Genomic DNA, 16,636 nt, shown 5'->3' with positions numbered 1-16,636 from the left:
GAAATGGTGATGCCGGGTGACAACGTCAAGATGGTCGTCACCCTGATCAACCCGGTGGCAATGGACGAAGGCCTGCGCTTCGCCATCCGCGAAGGCGGCCGTACCGTCGGCGCCGGCGTGGTCTCGAAGATCATCGAGTAAGCCTGCAGTACCGGTGGTTGCATAGCGCCGCCGGTTACGCGAATGGCGGGCCGGGAACCTCGGTCCGCCTTCGCCGTCTAAGGGAAGGCAAGTTTCAACACGTACGCCAGTAGCTCAATTGGCAGAGCAGCGGTCTCCAAAACCGCAGGTTGGGGGTTCGAGTCCCTCCTGGCGTGCCATCTGCCCACCTTATCCAGCGGCCTGGGCCGCTAAAGCAGACACAGCCGGATGAATAGCAAGATCGAACATTCCAAGGACAACTCCGCCAACGGCGGGGATATCGTCAAGTACGTCGCCGCATCGCTGCTGGTGCTGGCCGGTCTGTTCGTCTGGTTCTGGTTCTCCGCCGACTCCGGTCGCGCCACCCAGCTGGGTGCGTGGGCGGGTCAGCTGCGTGCGTTGGCGGTCGTGGTCGGTCTGGTTGGCGGTATCGGCGTGTTCATGCTGACCGGCAAGGGGCGCGACACCCGCGAATTCCTCTCCGAGTCGCGCTTCGAACTGCGCAAGGTGGTCTGGCCGACGCGCCAGGAAGCCATCCGCATGACCTGGGTCGTGATGGTGGTGGTGACCATTCTCAGTCTGTTGCTGGGTGGGTTCGATTACGTCATTCAGTGGCTGGTTCAGTTGTTCCTGAGCCGCTAAGGAGAATTGCATGAAGCGTTGGTACGTCGTTCACGCCTATTCGGGCTTCGAGAAGTCGGTGGCGCAGGCTCTGCGCGATCGCATCGTCCGTGACGGCATGGAAGAGCGCTTCGGCGATGTCCTGGTCCCGACCGAAGAAGTGGTCGAGATGCGCGCTGGCCAGAAGCGCCGCTCCGAGCGCAAGTTTTTCCCGGGTTACGTGCTGGTCCAGATCGAGACCCACGAAGAAGCCGGTATTCCGCGCATCGACAACGAAAGCTGGCACCTGGTCAAGGAAACCCCGCGCGTGATGGGCTTCATCGGCGGCACCGCCGACCGTCCGCTGCCGATTGCCGATTCCGAGGCCGAAGCCATCCTGAACCGCGTTCAGGAAGGTGTCGAGAAGCCGCGTCCGAAGGTGCTGTTCGAGCCGGGCCAGATGGTCCGCGTCACCGACGGCCCGTTCAACGATTTCAATGGCGTCGTCGAAGAGGTCAACTACGAGAAGAGCCGTCTGCGCGTCTCGGTGCTGATCTTCGGTCGTGCCACTCCGGTCGAACTCGAGTTCGGCCAGGTCGAAAAGGCCATCTGATCCAGCTGTAGAGTCGAGCTTGCTCGACTTTGCTGATCGGTCGAGCAAGCTCGACTCTATGGAACCAGGAACCGGGCCTTGCCCGGTTTCGTCCGTTTATATGCTGCTTCAGGCATGTGAAGAAAAAACCTGATATAGTGCGCGGCTCCCCGCTGGGAAGCCAGCAGGACGAGGCCGCCGCAAGGTGGCCTTCAGCATGATTTCAAAACGCGATGCCGGGACGCGTGATTCCCGGTCCGATGGGGAGCCTGTTGTCGAAAGGCGCTAGCACCCGGAGAGTACTCACATGGCAAAGAAAGTTGTCGGTTACATCAAGCTGCAGGTGAAGGCCGGTCAGGCCAACCCCTCGCCGCCGGTCGGTCCTGCGCTGGGTCAGCGCGGTCTGAACATCATGGAATTCTGCAAGGCGTTCAACGCTGCCACGCAGAAGCTCGAGCCGGGTCTGCCGGTTCCGGTGATCATCACGGCCTACTCGGACCGTACGTTCACCTTCATCACCAAGAGCACCCCGGCCACCACCCTGCTGAAGAAGGCCGCTGGCATCTCGTCGGGCTCCAAGCGCCCGAACACCGAGAAGGTCGGCAAGGTCACCCGTAAGCAGCTGGAAGAGATCGCCAAGGCGAAGGAACCGGATCTGACTGCCGCCGATCTGGACGCCGCCGTGCGTACCATCGCTGGCTCTGCCCGTTCCATGGGCCTCGTGGTGGAGGGTTAATAAGATGGCACAGACCAAGCGTGAGAAGGCCATCAAGGCCGCCGTCGTTCCGGGCAAGGCATACGCCTTCGAGGACGCGATCAACATCCTGAAGAGCGCCACCAAGGCCAAGTTCGTCGAGTCGATCGACGTCGCTGTGCGCCTGGGCGTCGATGCGAAGAAGTCCGACCAGCAGGTTCGTGGCTCCACCGTGCTGCCGGCCGGTACCGGCAAGTCGGTCCGCGTCGCCGTGTTCGCTCCGGCCGGTGCCAAGGCTGATGAAGCCCTGGCCGCTGGCGCCGAAGCCGTCGGTATGGATGATCTGGCCGAGAAGATGCAGGCCGGCGATCTGAACTACGACGTCGTCATCGCGACCCCGGACGCCATGCGCGTCGTCGGTAAGCTGGGCACCGTGCTGGGTCCGCGCGGCCTGATGCCGAACCCGAAGGTCGGCACCGTTTCCCCGAACCCGGGTGAAGCCGTGAAGAACGCCAAGTCGGGTCAGGTCCGTTACCGCACCGACAAGGCCGGCATCATCCACTGCACCATCGGCAAGGCCGACTTCGCCGAAGACGCGCTGAAGTCGAACCTGACCGCGCTGCTGCTTGACCTGATCAAGGCCAAGCCGGCCACCTCGAAGGGCACCTACCTGCAGAAGGTTTCGGTCAGCTCGACGATGGGCCCGGGCGTCACCGTCGACCAGTCGTCGCTGACCCTGAAGTAATTGTTTCAAGCGGTCACGGTACCTTCGGTGCCGTGACCGTGACATTTGAAGGCATCGTTGGCAGTGCATCGCCCGCGGTAGCCGTCAAAGACCGCAGGCGCGGTCGTGGCAATACCGGCGACGGGCACGGAAGCTCGATCTGGCAAGGAGTCGCCGCCGGAGCAGTCATGAGCGCTTAATCGATTCCCCGGAATCACCCTGCGTAGATGGTGCCCTTCTGGAGTTTTTCTGGTTCACGCACGTCTGGGATTTCCCTGATTGCCTCCAGGTCTGGAACGGCCCACCCCCGGAACATCATCCCGATGTTCCCGGCGTCCAGGACGGATGCCGCACAGGACCGCACACGGCAGGAGCCGTAAGCGGAGTTCAATAGGAGGAGTGCAATGGCTCTCAATCTGTCCCAGAAGCAAGAAGTAGTCGCCGAGCTGGCAGACGTCGCCGCCAAGGCCCACTCCTTGATCGCAGCCGAATACGCTGGCACCACGGTCGCCCAGATGACCGCGATGCGCAAGCAGGCTCGTGAAACCGGTGTTTTCTTGAAGGTTGTCAAGAACACCCTGGCTTCGCGCGCCGTTGAAGGCACCGAGTTCGCAGTCGCCCAGGACCAGATGGTTGGTCCGCTGCTGTACGCGTTCTCGCTCGAGGAGCCCGGCGCTGCCGGTCGCCTGATCAAGGAAGCCGCCAAGGGCAACGACAAGCTGAAGGCTAAGGTCGTCGCCATCGGTGGCGAAGTGTTCCCGGCAAGCCACGTCGACGTGCTGGCCTCGCTGCCGACCCGCGACCAGGCCCTGGCCATGCTGGCCCGCGTCCTGACCGAGCCGGTCACGATGTTTGCCCGCGCCATCAAGGCCGTTGGCGAGAAGCAGGGTGGTGGCGACGTCGCCGCCGACGCTGCCGAACCGGCCGCCGAGACCGCCTGAGTTTCGACTTACCGTGGTTCCTGACGGAACCTCAACCCAGAAAATCATCCAAAGGTATTAATCATGTCCCTTACCAACGAACAGATCGTCGACGCCATCGCCGAGAAGTCCCTGATGGAAGTGATGGAGCTGGTCAAGGCCATCGAAGAGAAGTTCGGCGTCTCCGCCGCTGCTCCGGTTGCCGTGGCTGCTGCCGCTGGCCCGGCCGCTGCTGTTGAAGAGCAGACCGAGTTCACCGTCACCCTGAAGTCGGCCGGCGACAAGAAGGTCGAAGTCATCAAGGCCGTCCGCGCCATCACCGGCCTGGGCCTGAAGGAAGCGAAGGACCTGGCCGAAGCCGGTGGCGTCCTGAAGGAAGGCGCTTCGAAGGAAGACGCCGAGAAGATGAAGAAGGACCTGGAAGCTGCTGGCGCGACTGTCGAAGTCAAGTAAGCAGTTACCTTGCATCGTCACCGATTCACGGCGATGCAGCCAAGGCTGGGGGCGTAAGCCCCCGGCCTTTGGTCGTTGTTGCGGTGTCGGTAGAGTCGACTGTTGGTCGACTGCTGTGAAGGAAGTCGACTAACAGTCGACTCTACCGTTTCAAATGCAGCAAAAAGCCCAACACGGGCTGCAGTCAAACCCCGCCGGCCAGCGCAGTGCGCGGCAGCAGGGGCGTGGTAGCAGACGAGTTGGCAGTTGGAAGTAGCGGGAGAAGGCGTGCTGGTGCCGGCAATACCAGCGACTTCCAACTGACAATTTCAAGTTCCCTTCGGATCGTGGGCGCACGATCCGCACAACAAGGTGGAAGACCTCATGACGTCCTATTCGTTCACCGAAAAAAAGCGTATCCGCAAGGATTTCGGCAAGCAGCGCTCGATTCTCGAAGTGCCGTTCCTGCTCGCCATCCAGGTGGATTCCTATCGTGAATTCCTGCAGGAAAACGTCGATCCGGCCAAGCGCACGGACCACGGCCTGCACGCTGCGCTGAAGTCGGTCTTCCCGATCGCCAGCTACAGCGGCAACGCTGCCCTGGAATACGTCGGCTACAAGCTGGGCGAACCGGTCTTCGACGAGCGCGAGTGCCGCCAGCGTGGCATGAGCTACGGCGCCCCGCTGCGCGTGACCGTGCGCCTGGTGATCTACGACCGTGAGTCGTCGACCAAGGCCATCAAGTACGTGAAGGAGCAGGAGGTCTATCTGGGCGAAATCCCGCTGATGACCGAGAACGGCACCTTCATCGTCAACGGCACCGAGCGCGTCATCGTCTCGCAGCTGCACCGCTCGCCGGGCGTGTTCTTCGACCACGACCGTGGCAAGACCCACAGCTCGGGCAAGCTGCTGTACAGCGCCCGCATCATTCCTTACCGCGGCTCCTGGCTGGACTTCGAGTTCGACCCGAAGGACGCGCTGTTCACCCGTATCGACCGTCGCCGCAAGCTGCCGGTGTCGATCCTGCTGCGCGCGCTCGGCTACAGCAACGAAGAGATGCTGGCCGAGTTCTTCGAGATCAACACCTTCCACATCAACCCGGATGAAGGCGTCCAGCTGGAGCTGGTGCCGGAGCGCCTGCGTGGCGAAACCCTGGGCTTCGACCTCGCCGACGGCGACAAGGTCATCGTGGAAGCCGGCAAGCGCATCACCGCGCGCCACATCAAGCAGCTGGAAGCCTCGGGCATCGCCGCCCTGGCCGTGCCGGACGACTACATCGTCGGCCGCATCCTGTCGCACGACGTGGTTGACGCCTCGACCGGCGAACTGCTGGCCCAGGCCAATGACGAGATCACCGACGAGCAGCTGCAGGCCTTCCGCAAGGCCGGTGTGGATGCCGTGGGCACCCTGTGGGTGAACGATCTGGATCGTGGCCCGTACCTGTCCAACACCCTGCGCATCGACCCGACCAAGACCCAGCTGGAAGCCCTGGTCGAGATCTACCGCATGATGCGTCCGGGCGAGCCGCCGACCAAGGACGCTGCGCAGAACCTGTTCCACAACCTGTTCTTCACCTTCGAGCGCTACGACCTGTCCGCGGTCGGCCGCATGAAGTTCAACCGTCGCGTGGGCCGCAAGGAAACCACCGGCGAAGCCGTGCTGTACGACAGCAAGTACTTCGGTGAGCGCAACGACGAAGAGTCCAAGCGCCTGGTCGCCGCCCACGGCGACAGCTCCGACATCCTGGACGTGATCAAGGTCCTGACCGAGATCCGCAACGGTCGCGGCGTGGTCGACGATATCGACCACCTGGGCAACCGTCGCGTGCGTTCGGTCGGCGAAATGGCCGAAAACGTGTTCCGCGTCGGCCTGGTCCGCGTCGAGCGCGCGGTCAAGGAGCGCCTGTCGATGGCCGAGTCCGAAGGCCTGACCCCGCAGGAGCTGATCAACGCCAAGCCGGTTGCCGCTGCCATCAAGGAGTTCTTCGGCTCCTCGCAGCTGTCGCAGTTCATGGACCAGAACAACCCGCTGTCGGAAGTGACCCACAAGCGTCGCGTCTCGGCCCTGGGCCCGGGCGGCCTGACCCGTGAGCGCGCCGGCTTCGAAGTGCGCGACGTGCACCCGACCCATTACGGCCGCGTCTGCACCATCGAAACCCCGGAAGGCCCGAACATCGGCCTGATCAATTCGCTGGCCGTGTACGCCCGCACCAACCAGTACGGTTTCCTCGAGACTCCGTACCGCAAGGTCGTGGACGGCAAGGTCTATGACGAAGTCGAGTTCCTGTCGGCGATCGAAGAAAACGAGTACGTCATTGCGCAGGCCAACGCGCTGACCGACGCCAAGGGCACCCTGACCGAGCAGTTCGTTCCGTGCCGCTTCCAGGGCGAATCGCTGCTGAAGCCGCCGGCGGAAGTCCACTTCATGGACGTCTCGCCGATGCAGACCGTGTCGATCGCGGCCGCGCTGGTTCCGTTCCTGGAGCACGATGACGCGAACCGCGCACTGATGGGCGCCAACATGCAGCGTCAGGCGGTGCCGACCCTGCGTGCGCAGAAGCCGCTGGTCGGTACCGGCATCGAGCGCGCCGTGGCGCGTGACTCCGGTGTGACCGTGAACGCCCGCCGTGGTGGCGAGATCGTGCAGATCGACGCGGCCCGCATCGTGGTCAAGGTCAACGAGGAAGAGATCGTTGGCGCTACCGATGCAGGCGTGGACATCTACAACCTGGTCAAGTACACCCGTTCGAACCAGAACACCTGCATCAACCAGCGTCCGCTGGTCCAGGTGGGTGACGTCATCGCCCGCGGCGACGTGCTGGCCGACGGTCCGTCCACCGACATCGGCGAACTGGCCCTGGGCCAGAACATGCTGATCGCGTTCATGCCGTGGAACGGCTACAACTTCGAAGACTCCATCCTGCTCTCCGAGCGCGTGGTGGAAGAGGATCGTTACACCACGATCCACATCGAAGAGCTGACCTGCGTCGCGCGTGACACCAAGCTGGGGCCGGAGGAAATCTCCGCCGACATCCCGAACGTCTCCGAGCAGGCGCTGAACCGCCTGGACGAGAGCGGCGTGGTGTACATCGGTGCGGAAGTTCGCGCCGGCGACATCATGGTCGGCAAGGTCACCCCGAAGGGCGAAAGCCAGCTGACCCCGGAAGAGAAGCTGCTGCGCGCGATCTTCGGCGAGAAGGCTTCGGACGTTAAGGACAGCTCGCTGCGCGTTCCGCCGGGCATGGACGGCACCGTCATCGACGTGCAGGTCTTCACCCGCGACGGCATCGAGAAGGACAAGCGCGCCCGCCAGATCGAAGAGTCTGAAATCAAGCGCGTCAAGAAGGACTTCGACGACCAGTTCCGCATCCTGGAAGCCGCCATCTACATGCGTCTGCGTTCGCAGATCGTGGGCAAGGTGGTCAACGGTGGCGCTGGCCTGAAGAAGGGTGACGTGATCACCGACGCCTTCCTGGACGGCCTGAAGAAGGCTGACTGGTTCGCCCTGCGCATGAAGGACGAGGACGCTTCGGAAGCCATCGAGCGCGCGCAGAAGCAGATCCAGGCGCACGAGAAGGAATTCGAGCGTCGCTTCGCCGACAAGCGCGGCAAGATCACCGCCGGTGACGACCTCGCCCCGGGCGTGCTGAAGATGGTCAAGGTGTTCCTGGCCGTGAAGCGCCGCATCCAGCCGGGCGACAAGATGGCAGGCCGCCACGGCAACAAGGGTGTGGTCTCCAACGTGGTGCCGGTCGAGGACATGCCGTACATGGCCTCGGGCGAAACCGTGGACATCGTGCTGAACCCGCTGGGCGTGCCGTCGCGTATGAACATCGGCCAGATCCTGGAAGTGCACCTGGGCTGGGCGGCCAAGGGCCTGGGCCGCAAGATCCAGGCGATGATGGAAGCCCAGGCGGCGGTTGCCGACCTGCGCAAGTTCCTGGACGACATCTACAACCACGACGACACCAACGTGGCCAACCGTGTCGACCTGTCGCAGTTCAGCGACGAGGAACTGCTGCGTCTGGCCCGTAACCTCACCGACGGCGTGCCGATGGCCACCCCGGTGTTCGACGGCGCCACCGAAGCGGAAATCAAGCGCATGCTGGAACTGGCCGACCTGCCGAGCAGTGGCCAGACCCAGCTGTACGACGGCCGCACCGGTGAAGCGTTCGATCGCCACACCACCGTCGGTTACATGCACTACCTGAAGCTGAACCACCTGGTCGACGACAAGATGCACGCCCGTTCGACCGGTCCGTACTCGCTCGTCACCCAGCAGCCGCTGGGCGGCAAGGCGCAGTTCGGCGGCCAGCGCTTCGGTGAAATGGAAGTCTGGGCGCTGGAAGCCTACGGCGCGGCCTACACCCTGCAGGAAATGCTGACGGTGAAGTCCGATGACGTGCAGGGCCGCAACCAGATGTACAAGAACATCGTCGACGGTGAGCACGAGATGGTCGCGGGCATGCCGGAATCCTTCAACGTGCTCGTGAAGGAAATCCGCTCGCTGGCCATCAACATGGAACTGGAAGACAACTGATCCATGCCGGCGCGGCGGTCAACGCCGCCGCGCCGCTGGCAGTGAACTGAAAGCCCATCGACACAGCATTCCTCCTTCTGGAGAACACCATGAAAGACCTGCTCAACCTCTTCAACCAGCAGCGCCAGACGCTGGACTTCGACGCGATCAAGATCGCGCTGGCTTCGCCGGACCTGATCCGTTCGTGGTCCTTCGGCGAAGTGAAGAAGCCGGAAACCATCAACTACCGTACCTTCAAGCCGGAACGCGACGGCCTGTTCTGCGCCGCCATCTTCGGCCCGGTGAAGGACTACGAGTGCCTGTGCGGCAAGTACAAGCGCATGAAGCACCGCGGCGTGGTTTGCGAAAAGTGCGGTACCGAAGTGACCCTGGCCAAGGTGCGCCGCGAGCGCATGGGCCACATCGACCTGGCCTCGCCGGTCGCGCACATCTGGTTCCTGAAGTCGCTGCCGTCGCGCATCGGCCTGATGCTGGACATGACCCTGCGCGACATCGAGCGCGTGCTGTACTTCGAAGCCTACGTGGTGACCGAGCCGGGCCTGACCGCCCTGGAGCGCCGCCAGCTGCTGACCGAGGAACAGTACCTGCAGGCCCGCCAGGAGCACGGTGACGACTTCGACGCCGCCATGGGCGCCGAGGCCGTGTACGAACTGCTGCGCACGATCGACCTGCAGTCGGAAATGACCCGCCTGCGCGAGGAAATCGCCGCTACCGGTTCGGAAACCAAGCTCAAGCGCCTCACCAAGCGCATCAAGCTGATCGAAGCCTTCCTGGAATCGGGCAACCGTCCGGAATGGATGGTCATGACCGTGCTGCCGGTGCTGCCGCCGGACCTGCGTCCGCTGGTCCCGCTGGATGGCGGCCGCTTCGCGACCTCCGACCTGAACGACCTGTACCGCCGCGTCATCAACCGCAACAACCGCCTGCGCCGCCTGCTCGAACTGAGCGCGCCGGACATCATCGTGCGCAATGAAAAGCGCATGCTGCAGGAGTCGGTCGATGCGCTGCTGGACAACGGCCGTCGTGGCCGTGCCATCACCGGCACCAACAAGCGCCCGCTGAAGTCGCTGGCCGACATGATCAAGGGCAAGCAGGGTCGCTTCCGCCAGAACCTGCTCGGCAAGCGCGTCGACTACTCGGGCCGTTCGGTCATCGTGGTCGGCCCGTACCTGCGCCTGCACCAGTGCGGCCTGCCGAAGAAGATGGCGCTCGAGCTGTTCAAGCCGTTCGTCTTCGCCAAGCTGCAGCGTCGTGGCCTGGCCACCACCATCAAGGCCGCCAAGAAGCTGGTCGAGCGCGAAGAAGCCGAAGTCTGGGACATCCTGGAAGAGGTCATCCGCGAGCATCCGGTGATGCTGAACCGTGCGCCGACCCTGCACCGACTGGGCATCCAGGCGTTCGAGCCGGTGCTGATCGAAGGCAAGGCCATCCAGCTGCACCCGCTGGTCTGCACCGCGTTCAACGCCGACTTCGACGGTGACCAGATGGCCGTCCACGTGCCGCTCTCGCTGGAAGCCCAGCTGGAAGCGCGTGCGCTGATGATGTCGACCAACAACATCCTGTCGCCGGCCAACGGCGAGCCGATCATCGTGCCGTCGCAGGACGTCGTGCTGGGTCTGTACTACATGACCCGCTCGCTGGAAAACAAGAAGGGCGAGGGCATGGCCTTCGCCAACATCGCCGAAGTGAAGCGTGCCTACGACAACCGCGTGGTGGAACTGCACGCGCGCGTCAAGGTCCGCATCACCGAAGTGGTGACCGACGAAGACGGCAACAAGCAGAACAAGACCTCGATCGTGGACACCACGATCGGTCGCGCCCTGCTGGCTGAAATCCTGCCGGAAGGCCTGCCGTTCGCGCTGGCCAACACCGAGCTGACCAAGAAGAACATCAGCCGCCTGATCAACTCCAGCTACCGCCAGCTGGGCCTGAAGGACACGGTCGTGTTCGCCGACAAGCTGATGTACACCGGCTTCGCGTACGCGACCCGCGCCGGTGTCTCGATCGGCATCGACGACATGCTGATCCCGGACGAGAAGAAGGGCATCCTCACCGAGGCCGAAGCCGAAGTGCTGGAAATCCAGGAGCAGTACCAGTCGGGCCTGGTCACCGCCGGCGAGCGCTACAACAAGGTGGTCGACATCTGGTCGCGCACCAACGAGCGCATCGCCAAGGCGATGATGGACACCATCGGTACCGAGAAGGTGGTCAATGCCAAGGGTGAGACCATCGACCAGAAGTCGATGAACTCGCTGTACATCATGGCCGACTCCGGTGCGCGTGGTTCGCAGGCGCAGATCCGTCAGCTGGCCGGCATGCGTGGCCTGATGGCCCGCCCGGACGGCTCGATCATCGAGACGCCCATCAAGGCGAACTTCCGCGAAGGCCTGAACGTGCAGGAGTACTTCAACTCCACCCACGGTGCCCGTAAGGGTCTGGCCGATACCGCGCTGAAGACCGCGAACTCGGGTTACCTGACCCGTCGTCTGGTCGACGTGGCACAGGACGTGGTGATCACCGAGGTGGATTGCGGTACCACCGAAGGCCTGATCATGACCCCGATCGTGGAAGGCGGCGACGTGGTCGAGCCGCTGAAGGACCGCGTGCTGGGCCGCGTGGTTGCCGAGGACGTGTTCCTGCCGGGCAACGACGAAGATCCGATCGTCACCCGCAACACCCTGCTGGACGAAGCCTGGGTTGCCAAGCTGGAAGATGCCGGCGTGCAGACCATCAAGGTCCGCTCGACCATCTCCTGCGAATCGGCCTTCGGCGTCTGCTCGCGCTGCTACGGCCGCGACCTGGCCCGTGGCCACCTGGTCAACATCGGTGAAGCGGTCGGCGTCATCGCCGCCCAGTCCATCGGTGAGCCGGGTACCCAGCTGACCATGCGTACGTTCCACATCGGTGGTGCGGCGTCGCGAGCTGCTGCGGTCGACAACATCACCGTCAAGACCACCGGCTCGGTCAAGTTCAGCAACCTCAAGTCGGTCGAGCATGCCAACGGCTCGCTGGTGGCAGTGTCGCGCTCGGGCGAAATCTCGGTGCTCGATGCCCACGGCCGTGAGCGTGAACGTTACAAGCTGCCGTACGGTGCAACCATCACGTCCAAGGACGGTGATGCGATCAAGGCTGGCCAGACCGTGGCCAACTGGGATCCGCATAACCACCCGATCGTGTCGGAAGTGGCCGGCTTCATCCGCTTCATCGACTTCGTCGACGGCATCACCGTCATCGAGAAGACCGACGAGCTGACCGGCCTGGCGTCGCGCGAAATCACCGATCCGAAGCGTCGTGGTACCCAGGCCAAGGACCTGCGCCCGATCGTGCGCATCGTCGACGCCAAGGGCAACGACCTGTCGATTCCGGGCACCGACCTGCCGGCGCAGTACCTGCTGCCGCCGCGCTCGATCGTCAACCTGCAGGACGGCGCTGCCGTCGGCGTGGGTGACGTGGTCGCCAAGATCCCGCAGGAAGCGTCGAAGACCCGCGACATCACCGGTGGTCTGCCGCGCGTGGCCGATCTGTTCGAAGCGCGCAAGCCGAAGGATCCGGCGGTGCTGGCCGAGCGTTCGGGCATCATCAGCTTCGGCAAGGACACCAAGGGCAAGCAGCGCCTGATCATCAAGGACACCGATGGTTCGGAGCACGAAGAGCTGATCCCGAAGTACCGCCAGGTCATCGTGTTCGAAGGCGAGCATGTCACCAAGGGTGAAACCATCGTGGACGGCGAGCCGAGCCCGCAGGACATCCTGCGCCTGCTGGGTGTCGAACCGCTGGCTGCCTACCTGGTGAAGGAAATCCAGGACGTGTACCGCCTGCAGGGCGTGAAGATCAACGACAAGCACATCGAGGTGATCACCCGCCAGATGCTGCGCAAGGTCGAGATCACCGACCAGGGCAGCAGCAAGTTCCTGAACGGCGAACAGGTGGAGCGCCAGCGCGTTATCGAGGAGAATGCCCGCCTTGCAGCCCGCAATGAGCTGCCGGCGCACTTCGATCCGGTGCTGCTGGGTATCACCAAGGCCTCGCTGGCGACCGAATCGTTCATCTCGGCCGCGTCGTTCCAGGAAACCACCCGCGTGCTGACCGAAGCGGCCGTCCGCGGCACCTCGGACAACCTGCGTGGCCTGAAGGAAAACGTCATCGTGGGTCGCCTGATTCCGGCCGGTACCGGCCTGGCGTACCACAGCAACCGCCGTCGCGGCGCTTCCGGCCTCACCGAGTCGGAAATGCAGACCCTTGCCGGCACCCCGGCCGCGGTCGAGGCACCGGTGGTTGAAGCCGAAGCTGAACAGGCCTCGGAAGACTGAAACACGGGTCCGGCCTCAGGGCCGGACCACCCGGGCGGGTAGAGTCGACTGTTAGCCGACTGCTATCCAGAGTCGACCGCTATCGACAGTCGACTAACAGTCGACTCTACCGGTACAGGGCAGGGTGGACCGCTCGCGGTTCACCCCGCCAACCTGAACGGGGTACATGGAGGCCCCCCAGTAACGTTCCGGGATCAGGAACGGGCTTGACAGGAGGCGTTTGACTGCTTTCCTGGCAGGTTGCTACAATCGTCTGTCTCAGCAGGCCAGAATTTTGGCCTGCTTTAACATTTCCGCATCTCTGGCCGGATTTTCCGGCCACCAATCAGAAGAACCTACTGATGGCGACGATCAACCAGCTGGTCCGCAAGCCGCGGCAAGCGACCACCTACAAGAGTGCCTCGCCGGCGCTCGACAAGTGCCCGCAGCGCCGTGGCGTCTGCACCCGTGTCTACACCACCACCCCGAAGAAGCCGAACTCGGCTCTGCGCAAGGTTGCCAAGGTCCGCCTGACCAACCAGGAAGAAGTGATTTCCTACATCGGTGGTGAAGGCCACAACCTGCAGGAGCACTCCGTGGTCCTGATCCGCGGCGGTCGCGTCAAGGACCTGCCGGGTGTGCGTTACCACACCGTTCGTGGCTCGCTCGACGCCGCCGGCGTTGCCAAGCGTCGCCAGGCCCGTTCCAAGTACGGCGCCAAGCGTCCGAAGGCATAAGGAGAGAGCACTATGTCGCGTAAGGGTAATACTCCGCAGCGTTCCGTCCTGCCCGATCCGAAGCACGGAAGCGAAACCATCGCCCGCTTCATCAACATGGTCATGCAGAGCGGCAAGAAGTCCGTCGCCGAAAAGATCGTGTACGGCGCCATGGACGTGATCACCGAGAAGAACAGCAGCGCCAACGCCATTGAACTGGTGCAGAAGGCTCTGGACAACGTTGCTCCGGCGGTCGAAGTCAAGTCGCGCCGCGTCGGCGGTGCCACCTACCAGGTGCCGGTCGAAGTGCGTTCGTCGCGCAAGATGGCCCTGGCCATGCGCTGGCTGATCGACTCCGCGCGCAAGCGTGGTGAGAACACCATGCCGAAGAAGCTGGCTGCTGAACTGATCGACGCCTCGGAAAATCGTGGCGGCGCCATCAAGAAGCGCGAAGAAACCCACCGCATGGCCGAAGCCAACAAGGCATTCGCCCACTACCGCTGGTGAGTTTGACGGCCTTGTAAAACAGGCAGGGCAGCACCACTTCGGTGCGTGCTGCCTCGCGGTCCCAGAAGGACTGCGCCAATCCGAAGGCCGCCGAAAGGCGGCGTTCGGCCATCCGAAATCCAAGAAATCTGAGAGGCTCCCGTGGCCCGTTCCACTCCCATCGAGCGTTACCGTAACTTCGGCATCATGGCTCACATCGATGCCGGCAAGACCACCACGTCCGAGCGCATCCTGTTCTACACCGGCAAGAGCCACAAGATCGGTGAAGTGCATGACGGCGCCGCCACCATGGACTGGATGGAGCAGGAGCAGGAGCGTGGCATCACGATCCAGTCCGCTGCCACCACCGCGTTCTGGAAGGGCATGGACAAGTCCCTGCCGGAGCACCGCTTCAACATCATCGACACCCCCGGGCACGTCGACTTCACCATCGAAGTGGAGCGCTCGCTGCGCGTGCTCGACGGTGCCGTCTTCGTCCTGTGCGCCGTCGGTGGCGTGCAGCCGCAGTCGGAAACCGTGTGGCGCCAGGCCAACAAGTACCACGTGCCGCGCATCGCGTTCGTCAACAAGATGGACCGCACCGGTGCCAACTTCCAGAAGGTCGTCGGCCAGCTGAAGGCCAAGCTGGGCGCGGTTGCCGTGCCGATGCAGCTGCCGATCGGCGCTGAAGACAACTTCAAGGGCGTCGTCGACCTGCTGAAGATGAAGGCCATCCACTGGGATGAGGCTTCGCAGGGCATGAAGTTCGAGTACAGCGACATCCCGGCCGATCTGCAGGCGGCTGCGGAAGAGGCTCGCCAGTTCATGGTCGAGACCGCTGCCGAAGCCAGCGAAGAGCTGATGGAAAAGTACCTGGGCGGCGAAGAGCTGGCCGAGGCCGAAATCATCAACGCGCTGCGTACCCGCACCCTGGCCACCGAGATCGTGCCGATGTACTGCGGCTCGGCCTTCAAGAACAAGGGTGTGCAGGCCATGCTGGACGGCGTGATCCAGCTGCTGCCGTCGCCGGTCGACGTGCCGGACGTGAAGGGCGTGGACGTTGACGACGACACCGTCGAAATGACCCGCAAGTCGGACGACAAGGCTCCGTTCTCGTCGCTGGCCTTCAAGATCATCACCGACCCGTTCGTCGGCGCGCTGACCTTCTTCCGTGTCTACTCGGGCACCCTGAACGGTGGCGACACCGTGCTGAACTCGGTGAAGGGCAAGAAGGAGCGCATCGGCCGCATCCTGCAGATGCACTCGAACAACCGCGAGGAAATCAAGGAAGTTCTGGCCGGTGACATCGCCGCTGCCGTGGGCCTGAAGGACACCACCACCGGTGACACCCTGTGCGCCGTGGACGCCCCGATCATCCTGGAGCGCATGACGTTCCCGGAGCCGGTGATCTCGATGGCCGTCGAGCCGAAGACCAAGTCGGACCAGGAAAAGATGGGTCTGGCCCTGGGCCGTCTGGCGCAGGAAGATCCGTCGTTCCGCGTCAAGACCGACGAAGAATCCGGCCAGACCATCATCTCGGGCATGGGCGAGCTGCACCTGGACATCATCGTCGACCGCCTGAAGCGCGAGTTCAACGTTGAAGCCAACGTCGGCGCGCCGCAGGTGGCCTACCGCGAAACCATCACCCTGGCCGACGTCAAGTCGGACTACAAGCACGCCAAGCAGTCCGGTGGTAAGGGTCAGTACGGTCACGTCGTGATCGAACTGTCGCCGATCACCGCTGCCGACCGTGCCGATCCGAAGCTGGCTCCGGCCATCAAGGACGACTTCCTGTTCATCAACGACATCACCGGCGGCGTGATCCCGAAGGAATTCATTCCGTCGGTTGAAAAGGGCCTGCGCGAAACCATCACCAGCGGTCCGCTGGCTGGCTTCCCGGTCGTGGACGTCAAGGTGAAGCTGGTGTTCGGTTCGTACCACGACGTCGACTCCTCGGAAATGGCGTTCAAGCTGGCTTCGTCGATGGCCTTCAAGCAGGGCTTCGCCAAGGCCAAGCCGGTGCTGCTGGAGCCGATCATGAAGGTCGAGATCGTGACCCCGGAGGATTACCAGGGTGACGTGATGGGCGACGTCAGCCGTCGTCGCGGCGTGCTGCAGGGTTCCGACACCACCGGTGACGGTTCGGCCAGCATCATCAACGCGATGATCCCGCTGGGTGAAATGTTCGGCTACGCCACTGCGCTGCGTTCGCAGACCCAGGGCCGCGCCACCTTCACCATGGAATTCGATCACTACGAGCCGGCTCCGACCAACATCGCCGAAGCCGTCATGAAGAAGGGCTGAGCCTCGCTCAGCCTCTCTTGAAACCACTTACGAACAATCAAGGTATAGAACAATGGCAAAGGGTAAGTTCGAGCGCACCAAGCCGCACGTCAACGTCGGCACCATCGGTCACGTCGATCACGGCAAGACCACGCTGACCGCCGCACTGACCAAGATCGGTGCCGAGCGCTTCGGTGGCGAGTTCAAGGATTACTCCTCG

At 63.3% G+C, this 16,636-nt stretch carries 13 protein-coding genes and 1 tRNA gene; all 14 read left to right on the top strand.

The genetic code is table 11. The features are described 5' to 3' along the window. Window positions 1–141: EF-Tu C-terminal domain-related protein (locus AC5P9N_RS20990; protein ID WP_487247787.1), on the top strand; the 141-nt coding region annotated here is incomplete at its 5' end. A 103-nt stretch (window positions 142–244) separates the two neighbouring features. Beyond that, a tRNA-Trp gene (locus tag AC5P9N_RS20985) sits at window positions 245–320 on the top strand. 49 nt (window positions 321–369) lie between these two features. Next, the gene (gene secE, locus AC5P9N_RS20980; RefSeq protein WP_005408202.1) at window positions 370–783 is read left to right on the top strand and encodes a preprotein translocase subunit SecE; all 414 of its coding nucleotides are present in this window, start codon (window positions 370–372) and stop codon (window positions 781–783) included. Between the two features lie 10 nt (window positions 784–793). Next, entirely contained in the window at window positions 794–1,354 is a 561-nt protein-coding gene (nusG, locus tag AC5P9N_RS20975; protein WP_060380066.1) for a transcription termination/antitermination protein NusG, read from the top strand. A gap of 286 nt (window positions 1,355–1,640) precedes the next feature. Next, the gene (gene rplK / locus AC5P9N_RS20970) at window positions 1,641–2,069 is read left to right on the top strand and encodes a 50S ribosomal protein L11 (RefSeq protein WP_004145248.1); all 429 of its coding nucleotides are present in this window, start codon (window positions 1,641–1,643) and stop codon (window positions 2,067–2,069) included. Between the two features lie 4 nt (window positions 2,070–2,073). Further along, entirely contained in the window at window positions 2,074–2,772 is a 699-nt protein-coding gene (rplA, locus tag AC5P9N_RS20965) for a 50S ribosomal protein L1 (protein ID WP_004154350.1), read from the top strand. Between the two features lie 383 nt (window positions 2,773–3,155). Then, window positions 3,156–3,692, top strand: coding sequence for a 50S ribosomal protein L10 (gene rplJ, locus AC5P9N_RS20960; protein ID WP_005408203.1), 537 nt, complete (start codon window positions 3,156–3,158; stop codon window positions 3,690–3,692). Between the two features lie 63 nt (window positions 3,693–3,755). Beyond that, the gene (rplL, locus tag AC5P9N_RS20955; protein WP_005408204.1) at window positions 3,756–4,124 is read left to right on the top strand and encodes a 50S ribosomal protein L7/L12; all 369 of its coding nucleotides are present in this window, start codon (window positions 3,756–3,758) and stop codon (window positions 4,122–4,124) included. Between the two features lie 363 nt (window positions 4,125–4,487). Further along, window positions 4,488–8,642 carry a DNA-directed RNA polymerase subunit beta gene (gene rpoB / locus AC5P9N_RS20950; RefSeq protein WP_005408205.1) on the top strand — a complete coding sequence of 1,385 codons (4,155 nt, stop codon included), beginning with the start codon at window positions 4,488–4,490 and terminating at the stop codon, window positions 8,640–8,642. Between the two features lie 89 nt (window positions 8,643–8,731). Further along, window positions 8,732–12,952, top strand: coding sequence for a DNA-directed RNA polymerase subunit beta' (gene rpoC, locus AC5P9N_RS20945; RefSeq protein WP_005412340.1), 4,221 nt, complete (start codon window positions 8,732–8,734; stop codon window positions 12,950–12,952). A gap of 341 nt (window positions 12,953–13,293) precedes the next feature. Next, the gene (gene rpsL / locus AC5P9N_RS20940) at window positions 13,294–13,668 is read left to right on the top strand and encodes a 30S ribosomal protein S12 (protein WP_004145320.1); all 375 of its coding nucleotides are present in this window, start codon (window positions 13,294–13,296) and stop codon (window positions 13,666–13,668) included. A gap of 12 nt (window positions 13,669–13,680) precedes the next feature. Continuing rightward, complete coding sequence (gene rpsG, locus AC5P9N_RS20935) at window positions 13,681–14,154, top strand: 30S ribosomal protein S7 (protein WP_004145321.1); 474 nt, start codon at window positions 13,681–13,683, stop codon at window positions 14,152–14,154. A gap of 141 nt (window positions 14,155–14,295) precedes the next feature. Next, entirely contained in the window at window positions 14,296–16,437 is a 2,142-nt protein-coding gene (fusA, locus tag AC5P9N_RS20930; protein WP_012479235.1) for an elongation factor G, read from the top strand. Between the two features lie 52 nt (window positions 16,438–16,489). After that, window positions 16,490–16,636 (top strand): GTP-binding protein (locus AC5P9N_RS20925; protein ID WP_230078978.1); only part of this gene is annotated, 147 nt, incomplete at its 3' end.

It is taken from the genome of Stenotrophomonas sp. YJH_SMC_6 (assembly GCF_059371335.1).
This window is presented reverse-complemented; position numbering and strand designations above follow the sequence as displayed.

Coding starts and splice junctions, on each gene's coding strand:
- rplA (WP_004154350.1), top strand. CDS start 2,074: ATGGCACAGACCAAGCGTGAGAAGGCCATCAAGGCCGCCGTCGTTCCG.
- rpoC (WP_005412340.1), top strand. CDS start 8,732: ATGAAAGACCTGCTCAACCTCTTCAACCAGCAGCGCCAGACGCTGGAC.
- rpoB (WP_005408205.1), top strand. CDS start 4,488: ATGACGTCCTATTCGTTCACCGAAAAAAAGCGTATCCGCAAGGATTTC.
- rpsG (WP_004145321.1), top strand. CDS start 13,681: ATGTCGCGTAAGGGTAATACTCCGCAGCGTTCCGTCCTGCCCGATCCG.
- rplJ (WP_005408203.1), top strand. CDS start 3,156: ATGGCTCTCAATCTGTCCCAGAAGCAAGAAGTAGTCGCCGAGCTGGCA.
- rpsL (WP_004145320.1), top strand. CDS start 13,294: ATGGCGACGATCAACCAGCTGGTCCGCAAGCCGCGGCAAGCGACCACC.
- rplK (WP_004145248.1), top strand. CDS start 1,641: ATGGCAAAGAAAGTTGTCGGTTACATCAAGCTGCAGGTGAAGGCCGGT.
- nusG (WP_060380066.1), top strand. CDS start 794: ATGAAGCGTTGGTACGTCGTTCACGCCTATTCGGGCTTCGAGAAGTCG.
- secE (WP_005408202.1), top strand. CDS start 370: ATGAATAGCAAGATCGAACATTCCAAGGACAACTCCGCCAACGGCGGG.
- rplL (WP_005408204.1), top strand. CDS start 3,756: ATGTCCCTTACCAACGAACAGATCGTCGACGCCATCGCCGAGAAGTCC.